The following is a 20,318-nucleotide window of genomic DNA, read 5'->3' as shown; positions in this document are numbered from 1 at the left end:
GCCGCGGCGGGGCCCGGCCGGCCCGCCTCGGCCCGGGTGCGCTCACCCGTCGGGGCGCTCACAGGGACACCGCCCGGCGGCGCAGCAGCACCAGGAGCACGGGCACGCCGATCAGCACGGTGGTCACGCCCACGTGGATCTCCTGCGGGGCGATGACCACCCGGCCGGCCAGGTCGGCCGTCACGAGCAGGACGGCGCCCCACAGGGCGCAGCCGACCACGAGAACGCGGGTGGAGGCCGGGCGGAACCGGCGCAGGGCGTGCGGCACGAGCAGGCCGACGAACACCACGGGCCCGGCCAGGGCGGTGGCCGCGGCCGTCAGCAGGACGGTCGCGCCCAGCAGCGTCATCCGCAGCCGCTCGGGACGGGAGCCCAGCCCGTGGGCGAGCTCGTCGCCGAGGGCCAGGGCGTCGAGGCCTGGGGCGGCCGCGAGGACCATGAGGATGCCGACCACGACGACCGGGGCCAGCCACGCCGCGTCCTCCAGGGAGGTCCGCGCCACCGAGCCGACCGTCCAGAACCGGAAGCGCTCCAGCACGGCCGGGGAGAGGATCAGCAGCGCGCTCGTGGCCGCGGTGCAGCCGGCCGTGACGGCCGCCCCGGCCAGCACCAGGGACAGCGGGCCGGGGGCGGCACCGGTGCCGGCGCCCAGGCGGGAGGCCGCGGAGGCCACGGCATAGACCACGACGGCGGCCAGCACCGTCCCGAGGATCGCCAGCACCACGGCGGTCCCCAGCCCGGACGGCAGGCCCGCCCCGAGCCCGAGGGCCACGGCCAGCGAGGCGCCGGCCGTCAGGCCCAGCAGGCCCGGGTCGCCCAGCGGGTTGCGGGTGGCTCCCTGGAGGGCCACCCCGGAGACGGCCAGGGCGGCGCCGACCAGGATCGCGGTCACGGTGCGCGGGATGCGGGAGAGCACGGCGGCCGCGTCGATGTCCCCGGGGACGGCGCCGGTCCCCGTGAGGAGGGCGGCCAGGGTGTCCACCGTGGTGGCGGGGTCCACGGACCGGGCCCCGAGGGCCAGGGCCGCCACGCACGCCAGCACCAGCACGACGGCGGGGGCCACCAGGAAGGTGACCGGCCGCCGTCGTGCCGGGCGGGGTGCCGGATGCTGCGAGGCCCGGGCCGGGGCAGGGGAGGACCGGACGGCGCTCACGCGGCGCCCCGGCGGGACGGGGGATGACTACTCAGCGGAGCCGCCCGCCTTCTGCGCGGCCTCGGTGATCTTCGGCAGGGCGTTCTCCAGCGCCCACGGGATGGACAGCGGGGAGGACGCCGAGATGGACAGGACCTCCTGCTCATCGGTCTGCAGGACCAGGGTCCCGTCCTGGACCGCCGGGATGGAGCCCAGCAGCGGGTCGGCGGCGATGGCCTCACCCACGGACTCGTCCGCGGCAGAGGAGACGAAGATGTCCGAGTCCAGCTCGTCCGCGCGCTCCGGGGACCAGGTGATGTAGAACGCGTCCTGGGCCGCCTCGTCCTCGGCGACCACCGGCGCCAGGTCCATGCCCAGGGCGGAGAGGAACTTCGGGCGGTTGTCCGTGGCGGTGAACAGGTAGACCTGGTCCGCGGCGGCCGGGTCCACCGTGCCGTAGAGGAAGGTGGTGCCGGCCAGCTCCGGGTGGTCCTCGGCGGCGGCGGCCAGCTGGCCCTCGACGTCGGCCACGACCTGCTCGGCCTCGGCGTCCTTGCCCAGGGCCTCGCCGATGATCCGGGTGGAGTCCTGCCAGGGGGTGCCGAAGGCCGCGGTGCCCTCGGGATAGGCCACCACGGGGGCGATGTCGGAGAGCTTGTCGTACTGCTCCCGGTCGATGCCGGAATAGGTCGCCAGGATCACGTCCGGTTCGGTGGCGGCGATCGCCTCGTAGTCGATCCCGTCCGACTCCGAGTACTGCTCGGGGGCCTCGGCGCCGAGCTCCTCCAGCTTCGCGTCGAACCAGTCCGTGGACTTGTTCTCGTTGCCGCCGTACTCCGTGGTGGCCACGCCCACCGGCACCACGCCCAGGGCCAGTGAGATGTCCTGGTTCACCCAGGAGACGGTGGCCACGCGCTCGGGCTGGGCCGGGATCTCGGTCTCCCCGAAGGCGTGCTCGATGGTGCGGGGGAAGGACGCGCCGGCGCTGCCGGCATCGGCGGCCGTGGCGGCGGGAGAGGTTGACTCGCCCGAACCCCCGGCCGGACCGGTGGAGCAGCCGGCGAGCAGGGCGGTGCCGAGGGCGAGGGAACCGAGGGCCAGGGCACGGCGCCGGGTGGTCCCGGCGCGCTGGGAGACGGGCGGGGTGGGGGAAGAGGACACGTCGGGTGGCCTTTCAAGAGTCACAGGAGGGCCTGCGGACGGACCGGCAACGGTGTGGAACCGGCGGGCGAGGATGGTGCCGGAGACCAGGTCAGGTCATTTGCCAACATCGCTATTGCCTATTTCCCGGAGGTTAGCCTAGCCTAACCACGTGGTGCAAGAAGCCGTGCGGGGCTTCGCCCACATGGTTGGGTCCATGGTGGACGTGCCCAGTGGCCGCGCCGGTCGCATTCCTCTTCCGGGGTCGGCGTGGTCACTGGTCACACCCCCGCCGCGAAGGACCGCGGGACCGGCGTGCGTGCCGTGCGCGAGGGCCGGAGCGACTAGCGTGGGGCGGGTGAACACCCAGCATCCCGCCCGCGATGACCACGGCGCCCAGGTCTCCTCCATGTTCGACGGCATCGCCGGCCGCTACGACCTGATGAACCTCGTCATGACCTGGGGCCAGGAGCCCCGGTTCGTGCGCCGCACCGTGGAACGGGCGGAGCTGCCGGAGGCGCCCGTCGTGCTGGACCTGGCCACCGGCACCGGGGACATCGCCCTGGAGGTGTTGCGCTCCCACTACGGGGCCCGGATCACCGGGGCGGACTTCGCCCCCGAGATGATGGAGGTCGGCAAGGGGCGGCCCGGTGGTGACCAGATCACCTGGGTCGAGGCGGACGCCATGGACCTGCCGTTCGCGGACGAGTCCTTCGACGCCGTCACCCACGGATACCTGCTGCGCAACGTGGCCGACATCCCCACCACGCTGGCCGAGCAGTTCCGGGTGCTCAGGCCCGGCGGGAAGATGGTGGCCCTGGAGACCTCCCCGGCTCCGGAGAACATCATCAAGCCCTTCTCCACCGCGTACATCAAGTACGTGGTGCCCCGATTGTCCCGGCTGATCACCGGGGACTCCTCCGCCTACGAGTACCTCTCGGCGACGACCCGCGGCTTCAAGACCCCCGCCCAGATCCAGGACCTGCTCGAGGACGCCGGCTTCGTGGACGTGGGCCACGAGACCCACCTGTTCGGCACGATCGCGATCCACTGGGCGACCAAGCCGGCCTGAGCCGCCGCCCGCACCTACCCGGTCACGGGCCGGGCGTCCTACGCTGGCCGTGGACAGTCACCGGGCAGTGGGGTCACCGGCACATCGAGGACCCCGCCGCGCGGCGCCACCACGGGAAGGGTCGGCAGCGATGGCGGAATCCCCGGACGGGATGGACGCGGGCCACGACGTGCTGATCCCGGCCGCCCACGCCGCGCTCGAGGGTCGCTTCCACCTGCCGGCGGCGGACGCCCCCGTGGTCATCTTCGCCCACGGCAGCGGGAGCAGCCGGCACAGCACGCGCAACCGGTACGTCGCCTCCGTGCTGCAGGAGGCCGGCCTCGGTACCCTGCTGCTGGACCTGCTCACGGAGGAGGAGGCCGGGGACCGCCAGAACGTCTTCGACATCCCCCTGCTCGCCCAGCGGCTGACCCTGGCCGAGGCCTGGGTGCACGAGCACCCGGAGGGCATGTCCTCCCCGGTCGGGTTCTTCGGTGCCAGCACCGGCGCCGGGGCTGCGCTGTGGGCGGCGGCCGAACCCGGGGCGCGGGTGGGCGCCGTCGTCTCGCGGGGCGGGCGGCCGGACCTGGCGGGGCCGCGGCTCGAGCAGGTTACGGCCCCCACGCTGCTGATCGTGGGGAGCCTGGACCACCAGGTGCTGGAGCTCAATGCCCGCGCCCAGGAGCACCTGCGGTGCGAGCACCGGCTGGATGTGGTGGAGGGCGCCACGCACCTGTTCCCGGAGCGCGGCACGCTCGAACAGGCCGCCCGGCTGGCCCGCGACTGGTTCGTACGACACCTGAGGAGCAGACCGTCATGAGCGAGCAGACACCGTCCGGATCCACCGCGCCCCGTGATCACGGCGACGAGGTCGACCGCACGGAGAGGCAGAGGTTCGGGGGGATCAAGTTCGGCGTGGCCTTCTTCGGATGGCTGGCGGCCACCGGCATGGCGGTGCTGCTCACCGCGCTGTTGTCGGCCATCGGGATCGGGGTCGGGCTGACCGCGGAGACCGACCCCAACCAGGTCGCCGAGCAGGCTGCGGAGTCCGCGACGGCGGTGGGTCTCGTCAGCGCGATCGTGCTGGCGCTGATCGTGTTCGTCTCGTACTTCTGCGGTGGTTACGTGGCCGGGAGGATGGCCCGTTTCGACGGGGCCAAACAGGGCCTGGCCGTGTGGCTGTGGGCGATCGTCGTCGCCGTCATCCTGGCGCTCGTGGGCCTGGTGGCCGGTAACCGGTTCGACATGTTCGGACAGTTCAGCGGTCTGGCGGGCGTGCCCGTCGACCCGGGGAGCCTGACCACCGGTGGCATCATCGCCGTGGCCGCAGCCGCCGCCCTCGCCCTGGCCGGAGCGGTCCTGGGCGGACTCGCCGGGATGCGGTACCACCGCAGGGTGGACCGGTACGCCCTCGGTGGCCACCCGGCCCAGGGCGCCTGAGTCCGCCCGACCGCCGCGGCCCGGCCGCGTGCAGGGTCACCAGCCGTTCTCCTTCCCCTGGGCCGAACCTAGACTGGAGGCGCGGCCGTTGCGTCGTAACGGCTGACCTCTGGGAGGCATGCCATGCATGAGTACGAGAAGATCCATCCCCTGGTCAAGGACAACACCGGCCTGTCCTTGGGGTACCGGATCCTGTGGCGGATCCGGCACGCGGCGAACGACGTCTACGGCCCGGCCAGCCGCCAGCCCGGACTGAACCCCCGCGAGCAGCTCCGGGTGGAACGGGCCCAGCGCGTCGCCACGGCGTACCGGATGCAGGGCAAGGAACCCCCGCCCAATGTCCGCCGGGCGGCCGGCGAGGACGTGGACGGCGACCCGGACGCCATCCAGCGCCATACGACGCCGCCCAAGCCCTTCCAGGAGGGGTACCGGTACGTCATGGTCGACGAGGACCAGACGACCGATCCGGACAACCCGGCCAAGGGCACCTGAGGGCCGCAGTACGATCAGGAGAGCGCCGGCCGCGCATCGTGCCGGCGCGGATCGCCGTGACGTGACCCTGGCGGGCTGATCGACCGAACGGGGACTGACCGACCGCCGGCCGGGAGAGAGGGGTGGGGTTGACCGAGACGCGCCCCGTGCCCCGGATCACCAGTTTCCTCACCGCACTCCTCGCCTTCTCCGCCGTCAACGCCCCCACCGTGCTGTACGCCGCCTGGCGTGAGCAGATGGGCTTCCCCGCCACGGTCCAGACCCTCGTCTACGCCGTCTACGTCGCCGGGCTCATCCCGGGACTGATCCTGGCGGGGCGATGGCTGCGACGATGGCCCCCGCGGACGCTCATGACCTGGGCCGTGGCCGTCTCCGTGCCGGCCTCCCTGGCGCTCGCACTGGCCGTGGGGCCGGGGACGCTGATCGCGGGGCGTGCCGTCCAGGGACTGGCCCTCGGCGTGATCATGACCGCCAGCAGTGCCGCCCTGTACCAGGCCGCTCCGCCCCGGCCCCGCCCCTTCACCGCCCTGCTCGTCACCCTGACCGCGATCCTCGGCGCCTGCCTGGGTCCCCTGGCCGCAGGCCTGCTGGCGGATGCCACCGGTGGGACGGCCGCCCCCATGGCCGGAGCGGCGATCGCGCTGGTGGTCGTGCTGGTGCTGCTGAGGGTGCACGGGGTCACCCCGGTGGCGCCGCCGGGTCCCGGCGCCGAGGACCCCGGCCGAAGCGCGACGGCCGCCGACCGGGCCCCGGTGACCGACGGTGTGGCCGAGTCGGCCATCGATCCGTCCGCCCGGGCGGGGACGTCGAGGGCCGGTGGGGCGGCGTCCGGGAGGGGACCTGGTGAACCGGGGAACGCCGGCCCGCAGCCGCGCAGCCATCTGATGATCAGCCTGACGGCCGCCACCAGCTGGTCGTTGATCGGGCTGTACCAGTCCGTGGGGCCGGGACTGATCGGAACCGCGCTGCAGGTGGACAGCCTGACCGCCCTGGGCGGGATCGTGGCCATCGTCCTCGGGGTGGCCGGCCTCGTGCAGGTCCTGTCCAGGGACATCGCCTATCCCGCGGCCCGGCGTCTCGGTCACGTCTTCGTGATCCTGGGGATCGCCGGCTTCGCCGCGATGCTGGTGACCGGGCAGGTGTGGCTGGCGCTGGTCGCCTCGGTGGGGGCGGGCGTCGGGCACGGGTTCACCTACCTGAGCGCCACGCAGGAGATGGGCGAACTGGTGCGCCACCACCCCGCCCGGGCCGGTGCCCTGATGAGCCGGTACTTCGCGATCGCCTACCTGTGCATGGGCGGGTTCTCCGTGGGACTGGGGATCGTGGGCGACCTCTGGGCGCTCGTGCCGGCCGCCCTGATCCTGCTCACCGTCCTGGCCGCCGGCTGTGCGGTGATGCTGTTCTCCCGCAACCGCTGAGCATTCCTGCTGGAATGGACGGATCAGACCGGCAGGACCGGGTGGATTGTCCATCCTGTGCGGATTCGTTCATGCGGGCTGTCATCCTGGGTCCGAGAGCAGTGCTCGTGTCCCTGCAGGCCTGCCCCGGCCACCCCGTCCGAAGGAAACCACATGTCCCCGATGCCGTCCCAGACGCCCGCCCAGGACCCTTCACCACACCGTGTCCCGGTGTCTTCACCGGGCCCCGTCCCGGCCCCCTCGCCGGGTTCCTCGCACCACCTCATCCTCGGCGCGGGGCCCGTCGGCCGCGCCACCGCCTCCCTGCTGGCCGGCCGGGGACACACCGTGGTGCTGGTCAGCCGCTCCGGTGCCGGTCCGGCCATCCCCGGGGTCCGCCGCCTCCCCCTCGACGCCGCGGACACCCCCGCCCTGACCCGGGCCGCCACGGGTGCCGCGGTGATCTACAACTGCATGAACCCCGGTGACTACACCCGGTGGGAGGCCGAATGGCCACCGCTGCAGACCGCCCTGCTGGCTGCCGCCGGGTCCACCGGTGCGGTGCTGGCCACCGTGTCCAACCTGTACATGTACGGCCCGCAGCAGCAGAGGTCCGTGCTCACGCCCGGTTCCCCGGAGGACGGAACGGACCACAAGGGCGTGCTGCGGGGAAGCATGGACCGGGAGGCGCTGGCAGCCCACCGGTCCGGACGGATCCGCGCCGTGATCGTGCGTGCCTCGGACTACGTCGGCACCGGCGTGGGGGCCAACGGCATGGCCACCCGCCTCGTCCCGGGCGCACTGGCCGGGAAGCGGGCCGTGTTCATCGGCGACCCGGACCTGCCCCACTCCTGGAGCGACGTGGACGATGTCGCCGCCACCGTCGTCGCCGCCGCTGCGGACCGGGCGGCCCACGGCCGGATCTGGTTCGCCGCCACAAATCCGCCGCGCAGCCAGCGTGAGCTGCTGGCCGAGGTCCTGGCCGTCGCCGGGAAGCCGATGGTGAGGACCTCGAGGTTCCCGGCCTGGGCAGTGACGGCGCTGGGCGCCGTGGTCCCCTTCGTGCGCGAGCTGCAGGGGGTCCAGTACCAGTTCACCGGCCCCTGGGTCATCGATGCCACAGCCACGGAGCGAGAGCTGGGCGTCTCCCCGACGCCCTGGCCCGAGGTGCTGCGCCGCACCGCCGCCGGGAACGGGGGTCAGCGGTGACGGATGCGGGCACCGCCGCCAAGGGTGGCGGCACGACCTCTTCACAGCCTGAGCACAGGTAGGGCAGAATCCCCTGACAGGATAGGGGTCTGGACTGGGATGTGGGCACCCCCGTCCTCCCGCCCGTCCGCCTCTAGGAGCGCACCATGAACTCGTCACTTCCTGGCCTGTCCTCCGGCTCCCCGGCCGCAGGACCCTCGGCCGCCGGATCGCCGACCTCCCTCGCGGCCCTGCACGAGATCCTGCCGAAGCTCTCCCATCCGGACGGCAGCGCCCTGCGCGCCCTCGTCGTGGACGACGAGCCGATGCTGGCGGACCTGGTCTCCATGGGCCTGACCCTGTGCGGCTGGGAGGTGCACGTCGCGCATGCCGGACACGCCGCCGTCGAGACCGCCCGCAACGCCCAGCCGGACGTGCTGGTCCTGGACTGGATGCTGCCCGAGCTGGACGGTCTGCAGGTGCTGGACCGGATCCGCTCCTTCCGTCCCGACGTGCCGGCGCTGTTCCTCACCGCCCGGGACTCGGTGGACGACCGCATCCGCGGTTTGGCCGCCGGTGGGGACGACTACGTCACCAAGCCCTTCTCCCTGGAGGAGGTGCTGATCCGCCTGCACCGGCTGGTCCAGCGCTCCGGGGTGGCCGCCCAGGACTCGGACGAGCTGGTGGTGGGGGACCTGGTGCTCAACGTCCGCACCCATGAGGTCACGCGCGGCGGGGATCCGGTGGACCTGACCGCCACCCAGTTCAACCTGCTGCGATACCTCATGGAGAATCCCCGGGCCGTGCTGTCCAAGGCGCAGATCCTGGACCGGGTCTGGCAGTACGACTTCGGTGGGCAGGCCAATATCGTCGAGCTCTACATCTCGTACCTGCGCAAGAAGATCGACGCCGGCCGCGAACCGATGATCCACACCGTCCGGGGCGCCGGTTACGTCCTGCGGCCGGCCACCTGAGGCGGCCACGGTGACCTCATCGACCGGACCGTCATCCGGCCCATCGCCCGGTGCGCGCACGGCACCGTTCCCCCGGCCCCGGGCAGGCCACCGCTCTCGGCGGCCCGCTCCGGCGCAGACGGCTCGCCCGGTGGCCGTCGTCGGCGGACGAGCCTGGCCGTGAGGACCGCGGCCGGCGTCGTGGCGCTGCTGGCCGTGGTGCTCAGTGTCTTCACCCTGACCTCCCTGGCCCTGACCGGGCGCACCGTGGACGCCCAGGTGGTGCAGAGAGTGGACCAGGCCTGGGACCGCACGTACAACTTCCTGTGGCGCGGCTCCCGGGACGCACCGGCCTTCACCGGCCGCAGCCCGCTGGACGCCTCCGGACAGCCCGAGGGGATGCTGCTGTTCCTCACGTCCGGCAACCAGGTGCACCAGGCCGCACGGTTGGACGCGAACGGGAACGAGGTGGAGCTCTCCGCGCCGGACGTGGAGAAGCTGGCCGCCCTGGTCGATGAGACCTTGCGGGCCCAGCAGGCGCAGGACGCGCGGGTGGAGAGCCTGTCCGAGGAGGAACGAGAGGGCGTGTTCGACGTCCAGATGATCCGCACCCTGAACCTGGACGAGGGCCAGTTCTTCGTTCACTCGGAGGTTGTGGACGACGACGGCGCCGCTGTCGTCGGATTGCCCACGCTGGCGGTGGACAAGACGAAGGCCAACCTGGCCAGGGTGCAGGTCCTCGGCTCGCTGGCCGCCCTCGTGCTGGGGGGACTGCTGTGCTGGTGGTGGATCCGCCGGTCGCTGCGTCCGCTCGGCGAGGTGTCCCAGGCTGCGGCGCGCGTGGCGGACGTGCCCATGGGCTCCGGCGAGGTCTCGCTGGCGAAGTACCGCGTCCGCCGTGAACTGGCCGAACCCGGGAACGAGGTGGGGGACGTGGGATTCGCGCTGAACCAGTTGATCGGCTCCGTGGACGTGGCCATCGAGCAGCGCAACCGCTCTGAGCAGCGCCTGCGCACCTTCGTGGCGGACGCCTCGCACGAGCTGCGCACCCCGCTGGCTGCCGTGCGCGGTTATGCCGAGATGATCCGGCTGACCGAGCCCCTGACCGACCGCGGCCAGGACGCGCTGGGACGGGTGTTGCAGCAGTCGGACCGGATGGGGTCCCTCGTCGAGGACCTGCTGCTGCTGGCCCGGCTCGACGCCGGGCGCGAGATCCGGCGCGGCGAGGTCGACCTGGGCGAACTGGTGATGGACGCCGTCATGGACGCCACGGCCGCCGGCCGGGACCACCACTGGACGGTGGACGTCCCCGAGGAACCCGTGACGGTGCTGGGCGACCGGCAGCAACTCGCCCAGCTGGTGGCCAACCTGCTGGGCAACGCCCGGAAGCACACGCCGGACGGGACGACCGTGCTGGTGCGCCTCCAGCAGGAGGTCGCGGACGGCGTCGGGACCGTGAGGCTGACCGTGCAGGACGATGGGCCCGGGATCGATCCGCAGCTGATGCCCGGGTTGTTCGACCGCTTCGTGCGGGGGGATACCGCTCGCGCCGCTCGGGAGGGTTCCACGGGCCTGGGGCTGTCGATCGTGCGCTCGGTGGCCCACGCCCACGGGGGGAGGCCACCGTGGAATCCGCTCCCGGCCGGACCGTGTTCACCGTGGCACTGCCCGCCTCGGGGTCGCCGGAGGGCCCGGAGGCCGCCTGACCTCGCCGTTTCCGGAATTCACGGTGGTGGTCTGCCGGGCTGGCGGCATAGTCTGGGCGTGACGCAGGGATGGCGTCCACGGCACGCCACCGTGTGAAGACCGATGTGCCGCGCTCACGGGGGCGCGGAGATCCGGAAACGGGCCCCGGGCGCCGGTTCCGCAGACACAGGTTCAGCACAGGACCGGCATAGGGGGCACCGAGGGTGGGGTGATGTCCTGTTCGTAGAGATGCAACGGGACATGAAGATGGAACGGGGTACGGACATGAGACAGGGCACGGAGATGGACACGATTCTCGAACTCACCGAGACGGTGACCCGCCACGACTGGGAAGAGGTGGATGACAGCCCGGACGGTTTCGGGACCCGGTTGTCCCTCAGCGCCAGTCTCGGCAGCAGGCTCGGCAGCACGGCCCGCGGCACGGTGTACCGGCCCACGGTGTTCCACCACCGGTTGCTGATCCGGGACTGGGAACTGACCGGCCCGCCGGAGCTTCCCGAGGCCTGGGCCGATCGGGCACGGTTCGCCCTGGCCCAGTTGCGGCTGCGCGCGGCCGGTGAGCCCCACGCCACCCCGGATCCCGGCGGACGCTGGGACGTCACGGTCCGGCAGCGCTGGAGCAGCGGCGGCGCCGGGACGGTGCAGTCCGGGCTGACCCCGCAGTTGAGGTTCTCCCCGACCCAGGTGTTCGTGGACGCCTCGACGGGCGGCGCCGGCCTGGTCTGCCTGTTCGGCGATGGGCCGGTGGAGACCCACTCGGCCCGGTTCGGATTCGTCGTGGGCATCGGCGGCACCGTGGCGTTCGACCGCCTGGACCCGGCGACCCAGGTCCCGCAGTGGGCCCAGGAACCGGCGCGGGAGGCGGCCCGGCTGGCCTTCGAACTGCTCCAGGCGGCCGACCGCCAGTTGAGCAACGGGATCACCACGGGTCCCGCCTGATCCCGGTCCACGGCGGGGCCGGGGGCTTGTTAGCCTGAGGGCGTGCGCGGGATGCGTACACCCACCGTGGAAGGCAGGCCAGCATGGCAGACCTCAGCTCCGAAGACGCCCGGCACGACCGCGACGAGGCCGCCAAGGCCACGCGGGAGAGCACGGGGCACAGCATCGAGGGGGACACCCCGCCGGCCGAGGGCACCGGGGTGGGTCCCACGAACCCGGACATGGACGTCGAGAAGCCCGGCGAGGGTGCCAAGGGCAAGGCCTGGCTCGTCCTGGTCCTCGTCCTGGTGGCGGTCTTCGTGATCCTGGCGATCGTCGGGCGCTTCGCCGGGTTCTTCTGATCCGCACGTGCACCCTGGCGCCGCGGGCCGCTCACACGGGGCTCCCGGCCGCACCCGAGTGATTCAAAACTGAAGGAATGATCCGGTCACCGCGCACGTTGTGCCTGACGTGACCGAGAATCCCCGCCCCGAGACCGAGCCGAACCACCCTGCCCAGGCGCGCGCCGCCCGGCCCGACGACGGCCCCGCACCCGCCGCGGGTCCCGCCGCCCACGCCGCCCCGCACCCGAACCCGAGCACCGAGCGGGCCGGGTCCCTGCCGGAGGGCACGCTGGAGTTCGGCCTGCACACCTTCGGGGACGTGACGCACTCCCTGGACGGCAGACCGCTGGACCACCCCGAGGTGCTGCGCAACCTCGTGGCCGAGGGCGTCCTGGCGGACCAGTCCGGCGTGGACGTGCTGGGCATCGGGGAGCACCATCGTCCGGACTACTCCGTCTCCTCGCCCGAGACGGTGCTGTCCGCGATCGCCTCGAAGACCGGGCACCTCAAGCTGATCTCCGCCGTGACCGTGCTCTCCTCGGACGACCCCGTGCGCGTCTACCAGCGCTTCGCCACCCTCGACGCCGTCTCGGACGGTCGCGCCGAGGTCTCACTGGGCCGGGGCTCCTTCATCGAGTCCTTCCCGCTGTTCGGTTACGACCTGCAGGACTACGAGCGGCTCTTCGAGGAGAAGCTGGACCTGTTCGCGCAGCTGCGCACGGAGGGTCCGGTCACGTGGCAGGGCACCACCCGGGCCGCGCTGCAGCGCCAGTCCGTGTTCCCGACGACGGCGCACGATCACGGGTTGCCGACCTGGGTGGCGGTGGGCGGCACCCCGGCGTCGGTGGTGCGTGCCGCGAAGCACGGGATGGGCCTGGAGCTGGCGATCATCGGCGGTGCTCCCGAGCGGTTCGCCCCGTTCGCCCAGCTCTACCGCCGCTCGATCGACGAGTTCGGCCACGAGGCCCGCCGCGTGGCCGTCCACTCCCACGGTTTCGTGGCCGAGACGGACGAACGGGCCGCGGAGATGTACTACCCGCACTGGGAGGCCGCCATCCGCAAGCTCGGCGCCGAACGAGGCTGGCCGGCCCCCAGCCCCATCCAGTTCCGCCAGGAGATCGAACACGGGGCCCTGCACCTGGGTTCCCCGGAGACCGTGGCGCGGAAGATCGCGCGCAGCGTGACAGCGCTCGGAGCGAGCCGCTTCGGCATGAAGTACGGCAACGGTTCCCTGCCGCACGAGTACATGATGGGCTCTATCGAGCTCTACGGCTCGAGGGTCAAGCCCCTCGTGCTGGACATGCTCGCCGGCTCCTGACAGGCCGTCCCGAAATTTCCCGACCGTTCCGACGAGGGGCCCACCCCGCCGCGCCGGACGTTGTTGACCGTGGGGTGAAATGCGACCGCATCCGAACCAACCAAGGAGTATGACATGACTTTCCCCGTCCTCGAAGGCAAGACCGCCATCGTCACCGGTGCCGCCATGGGCATGGGCGAGGCGACCGCCCGCCTCTTCGCCGAGGCCGGCGCCAACGTGGTGATCGCCGACTTCAATGAGGAGAAGGGCAGGCAGGCCGCCGAGTCCATCACCGCGGACACCGGGGCCCAGGCCCTGTTCGTGAAGGTGGACGTCTCCGACTCCGCGCAGGTCAAGGCCATGGTGGAGGCCACCGTGGAGCGTTTCGGCCGTCTCGACGTGGCCGTGAACAACGCCGCCCTGACCCCGGACAACGGCCTGGCCAGTGAGTTCGACGAGGACTACTGGGACCGGCTGATGTCCGTGGACCTCAAGGGCGCCGCGCTGAGCCAGAAGTACGAACTGCAGCAGATGATCGCCCAGGGGGACGGTGGCTCCATCATCAACATCTCCTCCGTCTCCGGCTTCCGCCCCCAGCCCAACAACATCGCCTACGTGGCCGCCAAGCACGGCGTGGTGGGCATGACCAAGGTCGCGGCCATGGAGAACGGCCAGCACGGCATCCGCGTGAACTCCGTGGCCCCGGGCGCCATCGACACCCCGATGCTGCGCGGCGCCCTCGAGGAGTTCGGGCTCGACGAGGAGTCCTATGCCCCGCAGCTGTCCCTGCTGAACCGCTTCGGCAAGCCGCGGGAGATCGCCGAGGCCACCCTGTGGCTCGCCTCGGACGCCTCCTCCTACGTCACGGGTACCGTCATCCACGCCGATGCCGGCTACGTGGGCCGGTGATCACCTCCGACTGGAAGCCGGTGCTGGCCGCCCTCGGCAACGAGGCGGCCCGCACCGTCTTCGCCCGTGCGGTGCTTGACCGGCTGGACCCGGCCGCTCGCGCCGCGCTGAACACCCGCGAGCAGAAGGCCCTCCGGTCCTGGCTCGACCTCGGAATCCTGACGGAGGACGACGACGGCTCCCTCGCCGTGGACGGAGCCGCCCTGCGGTCGACCCTCGCGGCACCCGGGGGTGAGGACTCGGGGAAGGCGCGGGCCGGCGTCGGGAAGTTCCTCGACGGCCCGCGCGTCACCGCCATGCCCGCCGCCCCGACCGAGCGCACCGAGCTGCTGCGCTGGGTGCGGGACCACGCGCTGGAACCCGGTGAGGTGCTCGCCGAGGCGGAGCTGAACCAGCGGTTGCGCGTCTTCCACCCGGACGTGGCGATGCTCCGCCGGTACCTCGTGGACGAGTCCCTGCTGGAACGCACGGCATCCGGTGCGGAGTACGCGATCCCGGAGGACTGAGGCCCGTCCCACGAGTCACGAGCACGCTGCACGGTGGGACACGCCGGGCGGATCACCGCGCGGCGTGCTCGTAACCCCGGCGGTCGGCCGCGGCGCGAAGGGCCTCGCGGACCGTCCGGGCGACGGAGAGCGCGGTCAGCCCGGAGGTCTTCGGGTTCTCCGGACTCGGCGCGGACTCGAAGGCGAGCTCGAAGCGGCCGGCCAGGCCCTCGGCGAGGATCTCGTGCCGGCTGCGCCCGACGGCGGGGTCGGCGACCAGCTCCACCCGGACCCGGTCCAGGGAGCGCTGCAACAGCGCGACCTCATCCGCTCCCCGCGCGGCCCCGCCGGTCTCTGTCCCGCCGGCCCCACGTCCACCGGTCTCACTCCCGCCGGCTTCCATCCCGCCGGCTTCCATCCCGCCGCCCTCGGTCCCGTCGGTCGCTGTCCGGCCGCCCTCGGACCCGACGGCGGCCGGCCGGCCCCGCGTGGCCCAGGCCAGGCCGACCGCGACGTTGACGTTGGCCGGGAACCGTTCGATGGCCTCCGCCGGCCCACCGGTGAACACGGTCACCGGCGCATCGCCCGGACGCAGGGCTGAGAGCTCGTCCTGTTCGGCGGGGGACATCCAGGGGCGCAACAGCGAGGTGGGGCGCTTGGTGGTGCGGATCCGCACGCGGTCGAGCCCGCCGGCGTCCGCCGCGGCCCCCAGGACGTCGAAACCGCCGATCGCCCCGGAGGTCACCCAGAGCCGGCCGGGGCCGGCCAGCAACCGCCGCGCGATGCCCGGATCGGCCAGGGCGCCCACGCTCGTCAGGACCAGGTCGGTCCCCGCGGCGATGACGGCCGGCCCGTACTGGCCGGCCGGGACCACTCCGGCGCACTCCACCACCAGGTCCGCCTCGCCGAGGACATCGGACCAGTTCAGGCAGTCCAGGTCCGCTCCGGTGGTGACGAGCTCGACCCCGGGCAGCGCGCGGTGCCGGCTGGCGGCCACGTCCCGCTCGGCCGCCCACACCCGGACGGCGCCGGCCTCGCGTTCCGGGGCCAACTGCAGGGCAACCTGCCGGCCGATGGCGCCGAAGCCCAGCAGGAGCACGTGTGCGGGGGCGGGGCGGTCTGTCGAGGTCATGCGGGTCCTTCGGGTGGGGCGGTCGCCGGGACCACCAGTCCACACCACCGGCCGCGGGATTCAGGTCATGTTGCGCGCGGCCAGCTGCACGGCGGCCGTGAGCCGGTCCAGCGCCGGGGTCCCGGCGGACCACCGCTGCCAGTGCAACGGCACCCGTGCCTGCTCGAGTTCGGGGATCACCACCAGGTCCGGGTGGCTGCCCTCCAGCACGCCCCCGGGCAACTGGCCGGCCGGGATCATGCCCCAGCCCAGTCCGGCCGCCACCGCCGCGTTGAACCCGTGGACCGTGGGGACCTGGTGCCGGGGCGGCAGGGCGTCGGTCCCGGGGCGGTCCTCGCGCCAGGCCGCCAGCCGGGATCGCTGCAGGTTGTCCCGGCTGCCGAAGTCCTGCACTGGCACGGCCGTGAAGTCCACCGAGCCGTCCGGGCGGCGGTACCGGTCCAGCAGGGACGACGCCGCCACCGGGTGGTAGACCATCGTGCCCAGTTCCATGGTCACGCACCCGGAGACCGGGGCCGGGCTCTCGGTGACCGCGGCGATCACGGTGCCCTGGCGCAGCAGTTCGTGCGTGTGCTCCTGGTCCTCCAGGTGCAACTGCAGCACGGCGTCGTCCCAGGTCGCCGCCTGCTGCAGCACCTCCACGAACCACGTGGCCAGTGAGTCCGCGTTGACCGCCACGGACAGCACGGCCCGGCCTCCGGTGCCCTGCCCGAGCGAGCGCCGGGCCTCCTCCTCCAGGACCGCGACCTGGCGGGCCAGGCGCAGCATCCGGTCGCCGGCCGCCGTCGTGCCGACCGGGACGGTGCGCGTCAGCAGCACCTGTCCGACGTCCTTCTCCAGGGAGCGGATCCGCTGGGAGAAGGCCGAGCCGGAGATGCGCAGCGAGGCCGCGGCCGCGTCGAAGGTGCCCTCGTCCACGGCGGCGGCCAGGGCCCGCAGGTGCTCGGTGTTCATGAAGGAAAGCTTAATACCCTGAAGGATATGCAGGTGGAACGGAAGGTGATGGCCGCCCTAGCGTGACCGGGTGACGATCTTCCTGACCGGTCTGCTGACCTGCCTCGCCCTCATCGTGGCCATCGGTGCCCAGAGCCTGTTCATCATGCGCCAGGCGATCCGCCGCGACCGGCTGATGCTCACCCTGGCCGTCTGCCTGGCCGGTGACCTGGTGCTGATCTTCGCCGGCACCGCCGGGGTCGGCGTGGTCGCCGAGCGCGCCCCCTGGGTGTTGCAGGCGCTGACCTGGGCCGGAGTGGCGTACCTGCTCTGGTTCGCGTCCCGCTCGTTCCGCTCGGCGTTCGCCCCCCGCCGGACGGAACCGCCCGTGCCCGACGCCGGCCCGGCAGGGGTCGACGAGGATCCGGCGGGCGAGGGGGTCCCGGCGGTCCGGCCCCGGGACGAGGGCGGCGCGGGCGGCGTCGCGGTGGCCACGAGGCCCGCGCTCGCGGTCCGGCTCCGCGCCCGGGAGCGGTCCGCGACCCCCGCGCACGTCGTGGTCCTCACGGCACTGTCCGTCTCGATGCTCAACCCGCACGCCATCCTGGACACGGTGGTCATGCTGGGCACGCTGGCCAACTCCTACGGGGCGGACAAGTGGGTCTTCGCCGCCGGTGCGGTGACCGGTTCCGCCCTCTGGTTCCTCACCCTGGGACTGGGCGCGCGGGCCCTGGCCCCCGTGCTGGACACCCCCCGCACCTGGCGGATCGTGGACCTCGTGGTCGGCGTGGTGATGGTGGCCATCGCCGCGAAGCTGGCCCTGGGCTGAGGGAGGGGCGTTCAGCGTTTCTGGGAGGGGCGCTGGCCCCGGGCGTCGAAGTCGAGGGCGCCCGGCCCGGAGAACCGCTCGAGCGGCACCGCTCGTCCGGCCATGGCCATGATCAGGTCCCTGGCGGTGCCCTGGACCTCGGGGCCGGCCCCGACCCAGCGCCCCAGGTCCGTGGCGACCAGGGTCAGGCCCCGGGCGCGCGCCTTGGAGGGCACCGTGAAGTTCGAGGACTCGAAGAACTCGAGCAGCACCACGAGCACCTCCCGCGGGTAGGTCCGCTGCAGGCTCAGCGGCTCCCGGATGTCCTCACCGTGGACGACCACCTCTCCCAGCCAGGCGGCCAGGTTGTTCGTCGGGACCGTGGTGGAACCGATGACCTGGCGGAAGGTCTCCAGCGTCCCGGCCGGGGTGGTGCCGAGGTGCTCGGCCAGGCGGCGGTTGTTGTGCACCGCCGGGTTCAGGCCGGCCCCGATGATGCTCTTCAGCCACGCCCACCGGCCGGTGGCGGCCGCGGCGGACAGGTGCGCGACGACCTCCTCCACCGTCCACTCCGTGGCCAGCGTGGTCCGCTTCCACTGCTCGTCGGTCAGGGTGGCGAGGTCATCGGCCAGGGCGGCGCGCTCGGCGTGGATCAGGGGCCAGAGGTCGGTCACGGTCCCCACCCTAGGACCGGCCCGCGCCCGGCCGCCACGCCCTGACGGGCCGTCCGCCTCGGCCCGGACCGCCAACACGCCAGGGTCCGTCATCTGCGCCGTTTCCCCCGCGAACGGGAGAAGATGGTCCCGTGAGCAATCCCCTGGGCGGTGTCGAGGCCGAGAACCGGATCCTGGTGTCCGCCGTGGTCCTGTACCGGCCCGACGGGCAGGTCCTGACCGTCCGCAAGACCGGCACCACGATGTTCATGTTCCCCGGCGGGAAGCACCGCGACGAGGAGTCCCCGCTCCAGACCGCCGTCCGGGAGCTCGCCGAGGAGACCGGCCTGGCCGTGCCGGCCGAGGACCTCGAGTACCTCGGCGGGTTCGACACCCCCGCGGCCAACGAGGACGGGCGCCTCCTGCACTCTGAGGTCTTCGCGCTGTTGCGACCGCTGGCCCGCAACGAGGTGCCGGAGCCCAACGCGGAGATCGACCAACTGGCCTGGATGGACCCGAAGGCACCCGCCGCCCCCGACGGCTGCGGGGTGGCGCCCCTGTTGTCCGCCGTGTTCCCCGAGATCCTGCGCCGCCGGCCGTTCTGAGCCGTGGCGGACGTCGCCGCCGGCCAGGCCGGCTGAGGTCCTACCGGCGGGCCTGGTCCTCCTGGGGCATCTGGGCGATCTGGAAGCTCGCCCCGGCGGGGTCGGCCACCGTGGCGAGGCGGCCGAAAGGGGTGTCCATGGGACCGTCGAGGACCGAGCCGCCGAGGCTGGTGATCGTCCGGGCGGCCTCGTCCGCGTTCTCCACGATGAAGTACGCCCGCCAATAGGACGGCGTCCCCTCGGGGAACCAGGACGGGTCGGCCTCGCACAGTCCGGCCGTGGCCGCCTCCCCGGGACGGTTGTTCGCGTAGCGGGTGCCCGGGTCCTCCGCACCGGAGGCCATGTCCAGCGGCGTCGGCTCCCAGCCCCAGACGGATCGGTAGTACTCGGCGTCTGCGTCGAAGTCGAAGCTCATCACCTCGAACCACACGGGCGAACCCACGGTCCGGGTCATCGTGAAGCCGCCGAACGTCCCGTTCTGCCAGACGCCCAGGGCCTCGCCTCCGGGCGTGGTGACCACGCCCATCTGCCCGAGGTCGCCCACCGGCATGGCCGGCACGAGCACGCTCCCGCCGGCCGCGGCGGTGTCCGCCAGGGACCGGGTGATGTCGTTGCTCTTGAGGTAGACGGACCAGGCGGCCGGTTGTCCGGACCCGTCCCCGGACTGGGACATCGCCCCGCCCACGTGGGCGCCGCCGTTGGTGATCATGTGATAGTGGCCGAACTCCTCGCCGTAGTCCTCGAAATGCCACCCGAAGATGATCTCGTAGAAGGGCCTGACCTCGGCGAGGTCGGGGACGGTGAGGTCCACCCAGACGGGTGATCCGTGGCTGATGCCGATGGAGTCGGTGTTGGCGGTGGGCACGTGGTCGGTCATGACGTCCTCCTAAGGAAGTGGTGGTGTGCCGGCACGAGCACCGGCAGGGCGGAGAGCACCGGGAACTGCCACGGGGCGGCGGGGGCCAGCGCGAGCCGGACGGTGGCGGTGCCGCTGAGCGGCCGGGGATGGATCCCGACGGCGGGGCGCGGGCTGGCCAGGTGGTCCCGGGGCTCCGCCGTGGCCGGCACGGCGGTTGCCAGCAGCCAGGGGGCCGAGGCCAGCAGGGGCAGCCGGAACGAGCCCTCACCGAGGCGCAGGACGCCGGTCACGGGCAGCCCGGTGGGCGAGGGCGTGGGGTAGAAGCCGATCCAGACCAGTGCGTCCAGTCCGGGGCCGCTGCCCAGGCCGGGCGACAGGTGGACGGTTCCGTCCACCGTGCCGAGCAGGCCGGTGGCCGGGTGCGGCAGGCCCTCGGCGAGGTCCGCCTCGGTGACACCGTCCGGGTAGAGGGTGAACGGGGCCGGCGTCGAGACGGACAGCTCGTCCGCCAGCTGCCGCAGGGCGGACGGCGCCACGCCCACCTCCTCACGGAACCGGCGGGTGAAGGTGCCGGGGGAGGAGAAGCCGACCTCGTGGCAGATGTCGATGACCGGATCGTCCCCGGCCAGCAGCAGTTGCTTGGCCCGGTGGAAACGGACCCCGGCCAGGAACCGGTTCGGGGTGACGCGGACGCGGTCCGCGAACAGGCGCGTGAAGTGGAACGGGCTGTAACCGGCGGCATCGGCCATGTCCGCCACCGTGATCGGTTCAGCGGCCCGTTCCGTGATGAAGCTGACGGCGCGCCGGGCGGCGGCATCATGCTCGAGGCGTTGGTCCCTCACCGCTCCAGTGTGGGCCGCGCCGTATCCCCTGTC

General features: G+C 72.7%; 22 protein-coding genes. 15 read left to right on the top strand and 7 right to left on the bottom strand.

What is annotated here, in order from left to right; translation table 11 throughout:
• Positions 1-58 precede the first annotated feature (58 nt).
• Complete coding sequence (locus tag CITRI_RS0107165; protein ID WP_029139117.1) at positions 59-1,153, bottom strand: iron ABC transporter permease; 1,095 nt, start codon at positions 1,151-1,153, stop codon at positions 59-61.
• 27 nt (positions 1,154-1,180) lie between these two features.
• A complete protein-coding gene (locus CITRI_RS0107160) occupies positions 1,181-2,293 on the bottom strand; it encodes an iron-siderophore ABC transporter substrate-binding protein (RefSeq protein ID WP_010144015.1) in 1,113 nt (370 codons plus the stop codon).
• Positions 2,294-2,630: 337 nt separating this feature from the next.
• Here CITRI_RS0107160 and CITRI_RS0107155 point away from each other — a divergent pair, with 337 nt between their 5' ends.
• The 13 genes from CITRI_RS0107155 to CITRI_RS0107095 all read left to right on the top strand — a co-directional run bounded on the left by CITRI_RS0107155 (position 2,631) and on the right by CITRI_RS0107095 (position 14,474).
• Positions 2,631-3,344 carry a ubiquinone/menaquinone biosynthesis methyltransferase gene (locus CITRI_RS0107155; RefSeq protein ID WP_237709010.1) on the top strand — a complete coding sequence of 238 codons (714 nt, stop codon included), beginning with the start codon at positions 2,631-2,633 and terminating at the stop codon, positions 3,342-3,344.
• A 130-nt stretch (positions 3,345-3,474) separates the two neighbouring features.
• A complete protein-coding gene (locus CITRI_RS16755) occupies positions 3,475-4,143 on the top strand; it encodes a dienelactone hydrolase family protein (RefSeq protein WP_010144013.1) in 669 nt (222 codons plus the stop codon).
• Positions 4,140-4,763, top strand: a complete 624-nt coding sequence (locus CITRI_RS0107145; protein ID WP_010144012.1) for a hypothetical protein — start codon at positions 4,140-4,142, stop codon at positions 4,761-4,763. Before CITRI_RS16755 ends, CITRI_RS0107145 begins: the two co-directional genes overlap by 4 nt.
• 123 nt (positions 4,764-4,886) lie before the next feature.
• Positions 4,887-5,255 carry a hypothetical protein gene (locus CITRI_RS19780; protein ID WP_010144011.1) on the top strand — a complete coding sequence of 123 codons (369 nt, stop codon included), beginning with the start codon at positions 4,887-4,889 and terminating at the stop codon, positions 5,253-5,255.
• A gap of 128 nt (positions 5,256-5,383) precedes the next feature.
• Entirely contained in the window at positions 5,384-6,673 is a 1,290-nt protein-coding gene (locus CITRI_RS0107135; RefSeq protein ID WP_157998910.1) for an MFS transporter, read from the top strand.
• Between the two features lie 153 nt (positions 6,674-6,826).
• Positions 6,827-7,861 (top strand): NAD-dependent epimerase/dehydratase family protein, encoded by a 1,035-nt coding sequence (locus CITRI_RS0107130; RefSeq protein ID WP_010144008.1) that lies wholly within the window; start codon positions 6,827-6,829, stop codon positions 7,859-7,861.
• A gap of 146 nt (positions 7,862-8,007) precedes the next feature.
• The gene (locus CITRI_RS0107125; RefSeq protein ID WP_010144007.1) at positions 8,008-8,814 is read left to right on the top strand and encodes a response regulator transcription factor; all 807 of its coding nucleotides are present in this window, start codon (positions 8,008-8,010) and stop codon (positions 8,812-8,814) included.
• Positions 8,815-8,973: 159 nt separating this feature from the next.
• The gene (locus CITRI_RS16745; RefSeq protein WP_010144006.1) at positions 8,974-10,596 is read left to right on the top strand and encodes a HAMP domain-containing sensor histidine kinase; all 1,623 of its coding nucleotides are present in this window, start codon (positions 8,974-8,976) and stop codon (positions 10,594-10,596) included.
• Between the two features lie 168 nt (positions 10,597-10,764).
• Positions 10,765-11,439, top strand: a complete 675-nt coding sequence (locus tag CITRI_RS0107115) for a hypothetical protein (protein WP_029139114.1) — start codon at positions 10,765-10,767, stop codon at positions 11,437-11,439.
• Between the two features lie 83 nt (positions 11,440-11,522).
• Positions 11,523-11,780: a DUF6480 family protein gene (locus CITRI_RS0107110; RefSeq protein WP_010144004.1), complete on the top strand. Its 258-nt coding sequence runs from the start codon at positions 11,523-11,525 to the stop codon at positions 11,778-11,780.
• A gap of 271 nt (positions 11,781-12,051) precedes the next feature.
• Positions 12,052-13,080, top strand: a complete 1,029-nt coding sequence (locus CITRI_RS0107105; RefSeq protein ID WP_029139113.1) for an LLM class flavin-dependent oxidoreductase — start codon at positions 12,052-12,054, stop codon at positions 13,078-13,080.
• Positions 13,081-13,194: 114 nt separating this feature from the next.
• Complete coding sequence (locus tag CITRI_RS0107100) at positions 13,195-13,968, top strand: SDR family NAD(P)-dependent oxidoreductase (protein WP_010144002.1); 774 nt, start codon at positions 13,195-13,197, stop codon at positions 13,966-13,968.
• Positions 13,965-14,474 (top strand): DUF2087 domain-containing protein, encoded by a 510-nt coding sequence (locus CITRI_RS0107095; protein WP_010144001.1) that lies wholly within the window; start codon positions 13,965-13,967, stop codon positions 14,472-14,474. Before CITRI_RS0107100 ends, CITRI_RS0107095 begins: the two co-directional genes overlap by 4 nt.
• Positions 14,475-14,526: 52 nt before the next feature.
• Here the strand turns inward: CITRI_RS0107095 and CITRI_RS16740 are convergent, their stop codons facing one another.
• Both CITRI_RS16740 and CITRI_RS0107085 read right to left on the bottom strand, forming a co-directional pair.
• Positions 14,527-15,585: an aspartate dehydrogenase domain-containing protein gene (locus CITRI_RS16740; RefSeq protein WP_010144000.1), complete on the bottom strand. Its 1,059-nt coding sequence runs from the start codon at positions 15,583-15,585 to the stop codon at positions 14,527-14,529.
• A gap of 60 nt (positions 15,586-15,645) precedes the next feature.
• A complete protein-coding gene (locus CITRI_RS0107085) occupies positions 15,646-16,539 on the bottom strand; it encodes an ArgP/LysG family DNA-binding transcriptional regulator (RefSeq protein WP_010143998.1) in 894 nt (297 codons plus the stop codon).
• 70 nt (positions 16,540-16,609) lie between these two features.
• Here CITRI_RS0107085 and CITRI_RS0107080 point away from each other — a divergent pair, with 70 nt between their 5' ends.
• Entirely contained in the window at positions 16,610-17,347 is a 738-nt protein-coding gene (locus CITRI_RS0107080) for a LysE/ArgO family amino acid transporter (protein WP_010143997.1), read from the top strand.
• Between the two features lie 11 nt (positions 17,348-17,358).
• On the opposite strand, the gene CITRI_RS0107075 is transcribed toward CITRI_RS0107080, so the two are convergent.
• Complete coding sequence (locus tag CITRI_RS0107075; protein WP_010143996.1) at positions 17,359-18,000, bottom strand: maleylpyruvate isomerase family mycothiol-dependent enzyme; 642 nt, start codon at positions 17,998-18,000, stop codon at positions 17,359-17,361.
• Between the two features lie 131 nt (positions 18,001-18,131).
• Here CITRI_RS0107075 and CITRI_RS0107070 point away from each other — a divergent pair, with 131 nt between their 5' ends.
• Complete coding sequence (locus CITRI_RS0107070; RefSeq protein WP_010143995.1) at positions 18,132-18,584, top strand: NUDIX domain-containing protein; 453 nt, start codon at positions 18,132-18,134, stop codon at positions 18,582-18,584.
• Positions 18,585-18,624: 40 nt separating this feature from the next.
• Here CITRI_RS0107070 and CITRI_RS0107065 read toward each other — a convergent pair whose 3' ends face one another.
• Both CITRI_RS0107065 and CITRI_RS16735 read right to left on the bottom strand, forming a co-directional pair.
• The gene (locus CITRI_RS0107065) at positions 18,625-19,461 is read right to left on the bottom strand and encodes a VOC family protein (RefSeq protein WP_010143994.1); all 837 of its coding nucleotides are present in this window, start codon (positions 19,459-19,461) and stop codon (positions 18,625-18,627) included.
• Positions 19,458-20,285, bottom strand: coding sequence for a helix-turn-helix transcriptional regulator (locus CITRI_RS16735; RefSeq protein ID WP_010143993.1), 828 nt, complete (start codon positions 20,283-20,285; stop codon positions 19,458-19,460). Before CITRI_RS16735 ends, CITRI_RS0107065 begins: the two co-directional genes overlap by 4 nt.
• Between the last annotated feature and the right edge of the window lie 33 nt (positions 20,286-20,318).

It is taken from the genome of Citricoccus sp. CH26A (genome assembly GCF_000224415.1).
Classification (GTDB): domain Bacteria; phylum Actinomycetota; class Actinomycetes; order Actinomycetales; family Micrococcaceae; genus Citricoccus.
Note: the sequence above shows the minus strand (reverse complement) of the source record. Positions and strands in the feature narration are given on the sequence as shown.

What these genes read in the sequence shown, in the direction of transcription:
- CITRI_RS16755 (WP_010144013.1), top strand. Translation starts at nt 3,475, where the DNA reads ATGGCGGAATCCCCGGACGGGATGGACGCGGGCCACGACGTGCTGATC.
- CITRI_RS0107145 (WP_010144012.1), top strand. Translation starts at nt 4,140, where the DNA reads ATGAGCGAGCAGACACCGTCCGGATCCACCGCGCCCCGTGATCACGGC.
- CITRI_RS19780 (WP_010144011.1), top strand. Translation starts at nt 4,887, where the DNA reads ATGCATGAGTACGAGAAGATCCATCCCCTGGTCAAGGACAACACCGGC.
- CITRI_RS0107130 (WP_010144008.1), top strand. Translation starts at nt 6,827, where the DNA reads ATGTCCCCGATGCCGTCCCAGACGCCCGCCCAGGACCCTTCACCACAC.
- CITRI_RS0107125 (WP_010144007.1), top strand. Translation starts at nt 8,008, where the DNA reads ATGAACTCGTCACTTCCTGGCCTGTCCTCCGGCTCCCCGGCCGCAGGA.
- CITRI_RS0107115 (WP_029139114.1), top strand. Translation starts at nt 10,765, where the DNA reads ATGAGACAGGGCACGGAGATGGACACGATTCTCGAACTCACCGAGACG.
- CITRI_RS0107110 (WP_010144004.1), top strand. Translation starts at nt 11,523, where the DNA reads ATGGCAGACCTCAGCTCCGAAGACGCCCGGCACGACCGCGACGAGGCC.
- CITRI_RS0107100 (WP_010144002.1), top strand. Translation starts at nt 13,195, where the DNA reads ATGACTTTCCCCGTCCTCGAAGGCAAGACCGCCATCGTCACCGGTGCC.
- CITRI_RS16740 (WP_010144000.1), bottom strand. Translation starts at nt 15,585, where the DNA reads ATGACCTCGACAGACCGCCCCGCCCCCGCACACGTGCTCCTGCTGGGC.
- CITRI_RS0107085 (WP_010143998.1), bottom strand. Translation starts at nt 16,539, where the DNA reads ATGAACACCGAGCACCTGCGGGCCCTGGCCGCCGCCGTGGACGAGGGC.
- CITRI_RS0107065 (WP_010143994.1), bottom strand. Translation starts at nt 19,461, where the DNA reads ATGACCGACCACGTGCCCACCGCCAACACCGACTCCATCGGCATCAGC.